At 73.9% G+C, this 9,970-nt stretch carries 9 protein-coding genes; all 9 read right to left on the bottom strand.

Translation table 11 applies throughout. The features are described from left to right. A partial coding sequence (locus AB0K51_RS34170; protein ID WP_363462100.1) for a thiamine pyrophosphate-dependent enzyme occupies positions 1–656 on the bottom strand: 656 nt, incomplete at its 3' end. Between the two features lie 45 nt (positions 657–701). Continuing rightward, entirely contained in the window at positions 702–1,580 is an 879-nt protein-coding gene (locus tag AB0K51_RS34165; RefSeq protein WP_363462098.1) for a 3-hydroxybutyryl-CoA dehydrogenase, read from the bottom strand. Beyond that, positions 1,577–2,575, bottom strand: a complete 999-nt coding sequence (locus AB0K51_RS34160) for a ketoacyl-ACP synthase III (protein WP_363462096.1) — start codon at positions 2,573–2,575, stop codon at positions 1,577–1,579. Before AB0K51_RS34160 ends, AB0K51_RS34165 begins: the two co-directional genes overlap by 4 nt. 1 nt (position 2,576) lies before the next feature. Beyond that, positions 2,577–3,905, bottom strand: a complete 1,329-nt coding sequence (gene ccrA / locus AB0K51_RS34155; protein WP_363462094.1) for a crotonyl-CoA carboxylase/reductase — start codon at positions 3,903–3,905, stop codon at positions 2,577–2,579. Continuing rightward, positions 3,905–4,462: a flavin reductase family protein gene (locus AB0K51_RS34150; protein WP_363462092.1), complete on the bottom strand. Its 558-nt coding sequence runs from the start codon at positions 4,460–4,462 to the stop codon at positions 3,905–3,907. Before AB0K51_RS34150 ends, ccrA begins: the two co-directional genes overlap by 1 nt. Positions 4,463–4,556: 94 nt before the next feature. Further along, complete coding sequence (locus tag AB0K51_RS34145) at positions 4,557–5,318, bottom strand: alpha/beta fold hydrolase (protein ID WP_363462090.1); 762 nt, start codon at positions 5,316–5,318, stop codon at positions 4,557–4,559. Further along, positions 5,318–5,536 carry an MbtH family protein gene (locus AB0K51_RS34140; RefSeq protein ID WP_363462088.1) on the bottom strand — a complete coding sequence of 73 codons (219 nt, stop codon included), beginning with the start codon at positions 5,534–5,536 and terminating at the stop codon, positions 5,318–5,320. The genes AB0K51_RS34145 and AB0K51_RS34140 overlap by 1 nt, the downstream gene beginning before the upstream one ends. Before the next feature lie 64 nt (positions 5,537–5,600). Continuing rightward, positions 5,601–9,521, bottom strand: a complete 3,921-nt coding sequence (locus AB0K51_RS34135) for an amino acid adenylation domain-containing protein (protein ID WP_363462086.1) — start codon at positions 9,519–9,521, stop codon at positions 5,601–5,603. Between the two features lie 16 nt (positions 9,522–9,537). Further along, positions 9,538–9,970, bottom strand: a 433-nt coding sequence (locus AB0K51_RS34130) for a hypothetical protein (protein ID WP_363462084.1), incomplete at its 5' end; no start/stop codon positions are given.

The following is a 9,970-nucleotide window of genomic DNA, read 5'->3' as shown; positions in this document are numbered from 1 at the left end:
AAGCCGGACGCCCGGCGGTACAGCGGGATCCGGGTCTGCACCGTGGTGGGCTCGGAGATCGCCCACTGGTTGTTCTGGCAGAAGAACACGACCGGCGCGTTGTACACCGAGGCGAAGGTGAACGCCTCGTTCACGTCGCCCTGGCTGGACGCGCCGTCGCCGAAGTAGGCGATCACCGCGTCCTCGGCGCCGTCCTTCACCAGGCCCATGGCATAGCCCGTGGCGTGCAGCGTCTGCGCGCCGATGACCAGCGTGTAGAGGTGGAAGTTCTTCTCGTTCGGGTCCCAGCCACCGTTGTTGACGCCGCGGAACATGCCGAGCAGGTTCAGCGGGTCCACGTCGCGACACCACGCCACGCCGTGCTCACGGTAGGTGGGGAAGGCGTAGTCACCCGGCCGCAGCGCCCGGCCGGAACCGACCTGCGCCGCCTCCTGACCCAACAACGAAGCCCACAGGCCCAGTTCACCCTGCCGCTGGAGCGAGGTGGCCTCGGCGTCGAAACGCCGCACCAGCACCAGGTCGCGGTAGAGCGAACGCAGCTCCTCCGGCGTGACGGTCAGCGGGAACTCCGGGTTCTCCAGCCGCTCACCCTCCGCCGTGAGCAGCTGCACGAACTCCGGCGCGGCTGGTCCTTCTGGTCGTGCTGCTGCTCGCACGGATCGTCACTCCTTCTGATTCCGCTGACGTGCCCGGGAGGTGCTTTAGGCGTACTCGTAGAACCCGCGGCCCGACTTGCGCCCGAGGTGGCCGGCGGTCACCAGGTCGAGCAGCAGCCGCGGCGGCCGGTAGCGGGTGTCGTCCGACTGCTCGTACAGCCCCTGGGCGACGGCGGCGAGGGTGTCCAGGCCGGTGAAGTCCGAGAGGGCGAGCGGGCCCATCGGGTGGCCGCAGCCCTGGGTCATGCCGGCGTCGATGTCCTCCGCCGTGGCGTGGCCGGACTCCAGCATGGTGATCGCCGACATCATGAACGGCACCAGCAGTGCGTTCACCACGAAGCCGGGCCGGTCGGGCGCGTGGACCACCCGCTTGCCCAGTCCCTCGGCGAGGAACCGCTCGGCCCGGGCCGCGGCGTGCGGCGCGGTGCGGGGCGAGGAGATCAGCTCGACCAGCGGCATCGTGGTGACCGGGTTGAAGAAGTGCGTGCCGACGACCAGGTCCTCGCGCCGGACCGCGGCCGCCACGTCGGCGACCGCCAGCGAGGAGGTGTTGGTGGCCAGCACGACGTCGTGGTCCTCGGGCAGCACCGCGTCCAGCGCGGCGAAGACCTTGGACTTGACGGCGAAGGACTCGGTCACCGACTCGATGATCAGCTCGCGGTCGGCGAGCTCGCCGAGCGTGTCGGTGAACGACAGCCGGCCGAGGGCCGCGTCCCGTTCGTCGGCGTCGAGCCGGCCCTTGGCCACCGCCCGGTCCAGGGAGCCGAGGACCCGCTCCCGGCCGGCCCGCAGCGAGCGGTCCGAGGAGACCGCGACCAGCACCTCGAAGCCGGAGCGGGCGGCCAGTTCGGCCAGTCCGGCGCCCATCAGGCCGCACCCGATCACGCCGACCCGGCGCAGTCCGCCGTTCGCCGCCCCGGTCACCGCGCGTCCCCGGACCAGGTGAGCAGGCAGGCGCCGAGGGTCATGCCGGAGCCGAACGCGGTGAGCAGGACGAGGTCGCCGTCCTTCAGCGCGCCGGTGCGGGCGGCGTGGTCCAGGGTCACCGGCACCGAGGCGCTGCCCGAGTTGCCGTAGACCGGCGCGGTGAGGTGGGTGGTGGCGCGGGTCAGCCCGGAGACCTCGGCGAGCCGGCCCACCATGACGCCGTTGGCCTGGTGCGGCACGAAGTGGTCGACGTCGGCCAGCTCCATCCCGTTGCGGGAGACGAACTTGTCGAGCACCCCGGGCACGTTGTCGAGGACGAACTCGGTGACCGAGCGGCCCTGCATGCGCACCGCGTGGTCGCGGCGGCCGATGGTCTCCGCGGTGGCGGGGTTCCGGCTGCCGCCGGCCGGGATGACGATCAGGTCGTGCGCGTCGCCGTAGCTGCGCAGTTCGATGTCGAGGATGCCGGGTCCGTCGGTGGGGCCGACCACCGCGGCGCCGGCGCCGTCGGCCAGCAGGACCGCGGTGGCCCGGTCCTCCGGGTCGGTGAACCGGGAGTAGACCTCCGAGGCGACCACCAGGGCGTAGGCGCCGGGGGTGGTGGCGACCAGGCTGCGGGCGACCGCGAGGCCGTAGACGAAGCCCGCGCAGGTGGCGTTGAGGTCGAAGCAGGCCGCCTCGGACGCCCCCAGCGCGTGCTGGACCAGGTAGGAGGTCGGCGGGGCGGGGAAGTCGCCGGTGCCGGTGGAGACGATCAGGTACGTGATCCGCTCGGCCGGGATGCCGGCCCGCTCCAGCGCGGCCCGGGCCGCGGGCACGGCGAGGTCGGAGACCGCCTCGTGGTCCTCGGCGAACCGGCGGGCGCGGATCAGGGTCTTGCGCTCGATCCAGTCGTCGTCCACGCCGAAGCGGGCGGAGAGTTCGGTGTTGTCGACCTCCCGGCCGGGCAGGTACGACCCGGTGCCGAGGATGCCGATGCCCGGGTTCGTCATGTCAGACCCCCTGCAGGAAGTTGATCTTGTCCTCGCCGACCCGCTCGCGCAGCCCGGGGTCGGTGATGCCGAGTCCGGGCCGCTCCGCGAGGCAGAGCACGCCGATCTTGCCGATGTGGTCGTTCACCTGGAGCAGCCGGGCGGCCTCGCCGAGCTCGTCCAGCCCGTAGGTGCAGGACAGCGCGGGCATCAACTTGCCCAGCGTGAGCAGCCGGTGGCACTCCCACTGCTCCTGCAGGTTGGCGCCGTGACTGCCGATCAGGCGCTTCAGCTTCATCCACAGGTACCGGTTGTCGTACCGGTGGTCGTAGCCGGTGCTGGAGCCGCAGGTGACCACGACGCCGCCGCGGCGGACCACGTACATCGAGATGCCGAAGGTGGCCTTGCCGGAGTGCTCGAAGACGATGTGCGGGTCCTCGCCGATCTCGCGGCGGATGATCCGGCCGAGCCGCTTGCCCGCCTCGATGACCTGCGCCGGGTCGTCGAAGTCGTTGCCGATGCCGATGTCGGTGCGGTTGACCACCAGGTCGCAGCCCAGGCGCTCCAGCGCCTCGCGCTTGCGCTCCGAGCTGACCACGCCGACCGCGATCCCGCCGCCGTTGCGGATCAGCTGCACGGCGTACATGCCGAGGCCGCCGGCCGCGCCCCAGACCAGGACGACGTCGCCCTGCTTCATCCGGGCGCCGCGGTCGCTGATCAGCATCCGGTAGGCGGTGCTCGCGCAGCCGGCCGTGGTGGCCGCCTCCTCCCAGGTCAGGTGCGGCGGCTTGGGGATCAGCTGGGTCGCGCGGACCACGCAGAAGTCGGCCAGGCCGCCGAAGTTGGTCTCGTAGCCCCAGGCGCGCTGCTGCTCGCCGAGCATGCCGTCGGCCTGCGAGGCGGCCTCCTGCTCGTCGACCTGCACCGGGCTGACCACGACGTGGTCGCCGGGCGTCCAGCGCCGCACGCCGGAGCCGACCCGGACGATCACGCCGGAGGCGTCCGAACCGAGCACGTGGTACGGCAGGTCGTGCCGCTTCTCCCAGTGGCCCTGGGCGCCGTAGCGCTTCAGGAACTCGAAGGTCGGCACCGGTGAGAAGGTGCCGGACCACACCGTGTTGTAGTTCACCGAGCTGGCCATCACCGCCACCAGCACCTCGTCCGGCGCCAGTTCGGGCATCGGCACGTCGCCGACCCGGATCGACTTGCGCACGTCCCGGTCGGACGCCGCGCCGAACATGTCGACGTCCTCGGCCCGGATGTAGGACGCCCGGTAGCGGCTCGGCACCTCGGCGGCGAGCAGGGACTCCGATCCGGCCCCGGCGCGGACCGCTTCGACCAGCGTGCTCATCAGGTGTGGTTCCTTCCTGCGGGGTTGGGGACGGCGTCGGCGGGCATCGCGGTGTGGAAGTCGCGCCGGAACCAGATCAGCGGCCGGGCGGGAGCGCCCGTGCGGACCTCCAGCAGCCCGGCGACCAGCAGGTCGTGGTCGCCGACCTGGATGACCTCCCGCGTCGTGCAGCGCGCCGAGAGACTGGCCGCCGGGAGGTAGGGCACCCCGTGCCCCGGCCACGGGGCGCAGTCGCCGTGGGCGAAGCGGTCGATGCCGGACGTGGCGAACCGGCGGGCGATCTCGCTGTCGCCCTCGCCCAGCAGGTTCACCGTGAACTCGGACGCCCCGCTGATCGCCTCGAAGCAGCTGGACCCCCGGCTGACGCCGAGCAGCAGCAGCGGCGGGTCGAGCGAGGCCGAGACGACCGAGCTGGCGGTGAACCCGTACGGGCGGCCGGCGGCGTCCTGGAGCGTCACCACCGTGACGTGCGCGGCGAGTTGCGACATGGTGTCCCGGAACTCCTGGCCGCCCAGCAGCTCCTGCGTCGGCGGCCGGGTCCGCTGGTCCAGCGTCATGTCCCCTCCTGCGTCGTGGGTGTCCGGGTCGGCGCGGGCGCCGACCCGGGTCGGGGGGGGGCGGGGCCGCCCCCCGGCCCCGGCCGCGGACGTCTCAGCGCACCGCGCGGTGCACCAGGTCGACGACGGTGGCCACGACCCGCGACTCCTGGCCCTGGAAGTAGAAGTGCCCGCCGTCGAAGGCGAACTGGCTGCTCCCACCGGTGGTCAACTCGCCCCAGGCGGTGGCGAGTTCCTCGGTCACCGCGGTGTCGGTACGGCCCCGCAGCACCGCCACCGGGGTGGCGACCGGCGCGGCGCCGACCGGCCGGTGGGCCTCCGACAGCCGGTAGTCCGAGCGGATCATCGGCAGCAGCAGGGCCCGCAGGTCCGGGTCGTCCAGCGCCGCACTGCCGCTGCCGGACTGCCGCCGCACCTCCTCCACCAGCTCGTCGTCCGGCGCCGCGTGCAGCGTGCCGGGGCCCAGCCGGTGCGGGGCGCCGCGCCCGGAGGCGATCAGCAGCCGGGGCCGGTGCCCCGCCGCCTCCAGCCTGCGGAGCACCTCCAGGGCGATCGAGGCGCCCATGGAATGGCCGAACAGCACCACCGGACGGCTGAACAGCGGGGCGAGCGCCTCGGCCAGCGCATCCGCCAGCACCGCCATGTCGTCGACCAGCGGCTCGGCGAACCGGTCCTCCCGGCCCGGGTACTGCACCACGTGCAACTCCACCTCGCGGGGCAGCAGTTCGTGCCACGCGCGGTAGAAGCCCGCCGAGCCCCCGGCGTGCGGCAGCAGCACCAGGTTGACCGCCGCGGCGGCGCTGGGCCGCCGGCAGCGCGTCCAACGCGCCGTCAGACCGGCGCCGAGCGTCTCCATCAGGCCTTCGCCTCGCCCATCGCCGCCACCAGCGAGGCCGGCCGCAGGTCGGTCCACTCGCGCTCCACGTACGCCAGCGCGTTCTCCCGGCTCTCCGGGCCGAACACGGCGCGCCAGCCCGCCGGGACGGCGGCGAATTCCGGCCACAGCGAGTGCTGGAGTTCGTCGTTCACCAGCACCAGAAAGCTGCCGTCGTTGTCCTCGAACGGATTGGTCATGATGGGTACCGATTTCCTTTCCGGGGTTTTCCTTGAACTCGAAGTCGGCGCATCCGCTCCGACCCTAGCCTTCGGCCGCCAGCGCGGCAATTGCTTTCCCGATTTCCGCCATGATTTCCGGACGGGAGATTTCCTCGTGCGCTGCGGAGAGTTCCCGCAGAGTTGTCCGGCCGGTCACGTACGGCGCCCAGCGCGCATGGTCGCGGCGCTCGTCGACCGTCCAGTCGGCGGCCCGGAAGAACAGCAGGTCGCCGTCGAACCGGCGCGGCCGGGAATTCAGCAGCGCGCGGCTGGTCGACAGGTAGGTGTCCAGGACCGCGCCGGCGGCGTCGTCCTCGGCCCGGCCCAGTTCGCCGAGCTCGGCCCGCACCAGTTCCAGCGCCCGCTCCCGGGTCCCGGGCTCCGCCGGGTCGCCCAGCTCCGGGCCGAAGGCCTCGGCGAACACCTGGTCCTCCGTCACCTCCGCGCCGCCGGCGGCCGGGTAGGAGTCGAGCAGCGCCAGCAGCTCCACCGCCTGCCCGCGCTCGCGCAGCAGCACCGCCACCTCGTGCGCCAGGTTGCCGCCCGCCGACCAGCCCAGCAGCCGGTACGGGCCCTGCGGGCGCAGCTCGGTGATCCGCGCCGCGTAGCCCGCCGCCAGCTCCGCCAGGTCCGCCGAGCGTGCCGCGCCCGCGTCGGTCAGGGCCGGGGACTGCAGCCCGTACACCGGCTGCCCGGCCGGCAGGCCGCCCAGCAGGCCCGCGTAGCACCAGCTCAGGCCGGCGCCCGGCGGCAGGCAGAACAGCGGCGGCAGGTCGCCGCCGGTGCGCAGCGCCAGCACCGGCTCCAGGCCGTCGGACGCGGCCCGCCGCTCGGCGAGCACGGCGGCCAGCGCGGCGGGCGTCGGGGCGGCGAAGACGGTGCGGATCGACAGCTCCGCGCCGAGGGCCGCCCGGATCCGCTGCACCAGCCGGGTCGCCGACAGCGAGTGCCCGCCGCGGTCGAAGAAGCCGTCCTCGGGGCCGATCCGGTCCACGCCCAGCACCTCGGCGAAGACCGAGCAGAGCAGCTGCTCGACGGCGGTCCGCGGGGCCCGGTCCGGGCCGCCCGCGCCGAACTCCGGGGCGGGCAGGGCGCGCCGGTCGAGCTTGCCGTTGAGGGTCACCGGCAGCTCGTCCAGCAGCACGAACGCGGCCGGCACCATGTAGCCGGGCAGCGCCGCCGCCATGCCGTCGCGCAGCGCGTCCGGCTGCGGCGCGGCGGCCGCGTCGTCCGGGACCAGGTAGCCGACCAACCGGCCCTCCCCGCCGCCGTCCTGACGGACCACCACGCGGGCCTGCGCCACGCCGGGCAGCCGGTTCAGCACCGACTCGATCTCGCCGAGCTCGATCCGAAGGCCGCGGATCTTCACCTGGTCGTCGGTGCGGCCCAGGTACTCCAGCACCCCGTCCGCCGTCCACCGGACCAGGTCGCCGGTGCGGTACATCCGCTCCCCCGCGCCGCCGTACGGGTCGGCCAGGAAGCGCTCGGCGGTGAGCCCCGGCCGGCCCAGGTAGCCGCGGGCCAACTGGACGCCCGCGAGGTACAGTTCGCCGGCCGCGCCGGGCGCCGCGGGGCGCAGCGCCGCGTCCAGCACGTACACCCGGGTGTTGTGCACCGGCCGGCCGATCGGGACCGGGTCCTGCCCGGGCAGGCAGTCCCAGTGGGTGACGTCCACGGACGCCTCGGTCGGCCCGTACAGGTTGTGCACGGGTGCGCCCAGCAGTTCCAGCGCCCGGTCCTGCACCGCCGTCGGCAGCGCCTCGCCGCTGCACACCACCCGGCGCAGCACGCCGGCGCAGGCCGCCGCGGTGGGCTCCTGGACGAAGACGTCCAGCATCGACGGGACGAAGTGCACGGTGGTGACGCGCTCCGCGGCGATCAACTCGGCCAGGTACGCCGGGTCGCGGTGCCCGCCGGGGCGGGCCACCACCAGGGCGGCGCCGGTCAGCAGCGGCCAGAAGAACTCCCACACCGAGACGTCGAAGCCGAACGGGGTCTTCTGCAGCACCCGGTCGTCCGCGCCCAGCCGGTAGCGCTCCTGCATCCAGCGCAGCCGGTTGACGATGCCCAGGTGCGGCACGCCGACGCCCTTCGGCACGCCGGTCGAGCCCGAGGTGTAGATCACGTACGCCAGGTGGCGCGGGTCGAGCGCCGCGGTCCGCTCGGCGTCGGTCAGCGGACCGGCCGGCAGCTCCGCCAACTCCCGTTCCACCTGCGGGTCGTCGAGCACCAGCGGCTTGACGTCCGCGGCGGCGGGCAGCGCCTCGGCGGTGCGGGCGTCGGCCAGCACGCAGGCCGGTCGGGCGCCCTCCAGCATCAGGGCGATCCGGCCCTCGGGCAGCTCCGGGTCGATCGGCAGGTACGGCGCGCCGGCCTTGAGCGCCGCCAGCAGCGACACCACCATCGCGGTGCCCCGGTGCAGCGCGACCGCCACCGGGCGGTCCGGTCCGGCGCCGCGCTCCACCAGCGCGCGGGCCAGCCGGTTGGCACGGGCGTGCAGCTCCGCGTAGTCCAGCCGGGTGCTGCCGGCGACCAGCGCGGGCGCCTCGGGCGAGCGCAGCGCCTGCTCCTCGAGCATCGCGGTCAGCGTGGTGTGCGGCAGCGGGTGGGTGGTGTCGTTCCACTCCTCCAGCACCCGGAGCCGCTCCGGCTCGGACAGCAGGTCCAGCTCGGCGATGGTGAGTTCGGGGCGCTCGGCGGCGGCGGCCAGGATCCGGTGCAGCCAGGCGGCCAGTCGCTCGGCGGTCGCCCGGTCCACCACGTCGGGGCGGTGGTCCAGCCGGAACCGCAGCCGCTCGCCCGGCAGGCCGAGCAGCGTCACCGCGTAGTGGGTGGCGTCCCGCGCCTCCATGTCGGTGATCTCCACCCCGCCCGCCAGCTGCGGCGCGGCCGCCGCGCCCAGCGGGTAGCTCTCGAACACCGTGGTGGTGTCGAAGAGTTCACCCAGTCCGGCCCCGGCCTGGATGGCCGCCAGCTGGACGTGCTGGTGCGGGGTCAGCCCGCTCTGCCGCCGCTGCACCTCGGTCAGCAGCCCGGCCAGGGTGTCCGAGGGCCGCCAACTGACGCGCACCGGCAGGGTGTTGATCAGCAGGCCGACCATCGTCTCGACGCCGGGCAGCTCCGGCGGGCGGCCGGAGACGGTGCCGCCGAACACCACGTCCTGCCGCCCCAGGTGCTGGCCGAGCACCAGGCCCCAGGCCGCCTGCACCACGGTGTTCACGGTCCAGCCGTGCCGCCGCGCCGTGGTGGTCAGCCGGGCCGTCGCCTCCGGCGACAGCTCCGACTCCAGGGTCTCCGGCAGGACGGCCGCCGCGCCCGAACGGCCCGCGCCGAGCAGCGCCGGCTCGGCCAGCCCGGCCAACTCCCGCTGCCAGGCGGCGAGGGCGGCCGGCTCGTCCTGCCGGGCCAGCCACGCCAGGTAGTCGCGGTAGGGCGCGGCCCGCCGCATCCCGGTGTCGTCCCCGGCGCGCTCGTACAGCTCGAACAGGTCGTCCAGCAGGACCGGCACCGACCAGCCGTCGACCAGGATGTGGTGCAGCGTCAGCAGCAGCCGGAACCGCGCGCCCGGCAGCCGCACCAGCACGAAGCGCAGCAGCACGTCCTCGTCCAGCACGAAGCGGTGCGCCCGCTCGGCGTCCTTCAACGCCTCGAACGCCGCCTCCCACTCGCCCTCGGCGGTCAGGTCCACCTCCCGCCACGGCACCTCCACCGACCGGCGCACGACCTGCACCGGCCGGTCCATGCCCTCGTGGACGAAGAGCACCCGCAGGTTCGGATGCCGGCGCAGCAGCGCGGCGGCGGCGCCGCGCAGCTGCTCGGCGTCGAGCGCGCCGCGCAGTTCCACGGCGAGCTGCACCGTGTACACGTCCGGCCCGTCGGAGTCGAACAGGGTTTGGAAGAGCAGCCCGTGCTGGAGCGAGGAGAGCGGGAGCACGTCCTCGATCGGACTCTGAGCGGTGGTCATGGTCGCAGCGGGTCCTTTACTTCCTCAGCTTGGCTTCGAGCAGGTCGATGTGCTGTTGGGACAGCCCAACCAGCGTCAGGTCGGACGGCGTCAGCCCACCCGCGTCCGGGTTCTCCGCGTGGGTGTGGATCGCGCGCAGCGCCTGCTGCCACAGCTCGGCCAGGCGCTCGACCTCCGCGCGGTCGAAGAGCGCCGCCGGCCACGCCAGGTCGATCGTCAACCGGGGCCCGTCGGGCCCGTCGTAGGTCGCCGCGTTGATCTCCAGCGCGTGCCCGAAGGGCATCTCCGCCTCACCCAGCGCCGCGCCCTCGCCGACCTCGCCGACCGAGATCCAGTGGTGGTCGGTTCCCTCGGCGGTGTCGGCGGTGAAGCGGCCGAGGTAGTTGAAGCCGAGGTGCGGTGCGGGGTGGGCGAGGCGGGGTGCGGTGTCGGGGTTGAGGTGGCGGAGC

Origin of the sequence: Kitasatospora sp. NPDC049285 (assembly GCF_040678815.1) — a bacterium.
In the GTDB taxonomy this organism is placed as follows: Bacteria; Actinomycetota; Actinomycetes; order Streptomycetales; family Streptomycetaceae; genus Kitasatospora.
The sequence above is the reverse complement of the archived record's forward strand: the minus strand, read 5'-3'. Positions and strand labels throughout refer to the sequence as shown.

Coding starts and splice junctions, on each gene's coding strand:
- AB0K51_RS34150 (WP_363462092.1), bottom strand. CDS start 4,462: ATGACGCTGGACCAGCGGACCCGGCCGCCGACGCAGGAGCTGCTGGGC.
- AB0K51_RS34160 (WP_363462096.1), bottom strand. CDS start 2,575: ATGACGAACCCGGGCATCGGCATCCTCGGCACCGGGTCGTACCTGCCC.
- AB0K51_RS34145 (WP_363462090.1), bottom strand. CDS start 5,318: ATGGAGACGCTCGGCGCCGGTCTGACGGCGCGTTGGACGCGCTGCCGG.
- AB0K51_RS34140 (WP_363462088.1), bottom strand. CDS start 5,536: ATGACCAATCCGTTCGAGGACAACGACGGCAGCTTTCTGGTGCTGGTG.
- AB0K51_RS34135 (WP_363462086.1), bottom strand. CDS start 9,521: ATGACCACCGCTCAGAGTCCGATCGAGGACGTGCTCCCGCTCTCCTCG.
- ccrA (WP_363462094.1), bottom strand. CDS start 3,905: ATGAGCACGCTGGTCGAAGCGGTCCGCGCCGGGGCCGGATCGGAGTCC.